The sequence below is a fragment of the Mycoplasma sp. 2261 genome, from assembly GCF_053851575.1.
Window position 1 is genome coordinate 1 of the sequence record NZ_JBSQAX010000021.1, and the last position, 853, is coordinate 853.

1 protein-coding gene is annotated in these 853 nt (G+C 26.0%); it reads right to left on the reverse strand.

Annotated elements, in window-relative coordinates; genetic code table 4:
- Positions 1-97 precede the first annotated feature (97 nt).
- The coding region (locus ACWXVM_RS03160) for a hypothetical protein (protein ID WP_455994305.1) at positions 98-853 on the reverse strand (756 nt) is incomplete at its 5' end.

Consider the following 853-nt stretch of genomic DNA (forward strand, 5'->3'; position numbering starts at 1 on the left):
GTTATTCTTAGTTTTATCAATTAAGTCTACTGGTTTAAGCCATCAATATAAAAAATAAGATGACTCTAAAATCATCTTATTAATTTTTTTGTGCTACCTACAAATTTAATTCAAGTTCTATTTCTTTTTGAAATACCTTTGCAATTAAATCTTTAATTTCTTCACTTAATTTATTTAAAGTTTCCATTCTATTATTTAATTGTGTTTTTAACTCTTCATCTTCACGATCTTTATCAGTAGATTTTTCTAATTCCCCTATTTCCTTCTTGATATCTTCTACTATGGCATTAGCTATTGAAAGACGTTTATATATATTAATTCTTTTATCAATTTCTTGTTTATTTTTTTCAAAGACTTTGATTAAATCATTAATATTTTTACTATTGAAATCATTATCATTTAAATATTCCATAAGTTGCTTAATTTGAGTGTCCGCATCAGTCTTTTCTTGCTCTAATTCTGCTATTTGGATAGCAAACTCAGATTTATCTACCTTGTAGTTTAATAATTCTTCAACTTTTTGCTTTCTCTGTTGACTCTTTGTTTTTAAATCTTCATATTCTTTTTTTAATTCTTCGTAATCCTGAGCATTATCAGCATCGTCAACCTTGCTTTGAGTTAGATTATCAATTTGTTCATCTGCATCCTCAATAGCTGATTTTAAATCATTCAATTCTGATTTAGAAATAGTTTCAAGAATAGTTTCAAGTTCAACGGTTTTTTTATCGATTTCATCTTCGTTAACCTTAATTTCATTTTGTATTTCTTGTGCTTTTAGACTAATTTTTGGTGTTATACCATCTTTTTCATCTGAGCCATTTTCCTTATTTTGATCATCTTTTTTATTGTCATC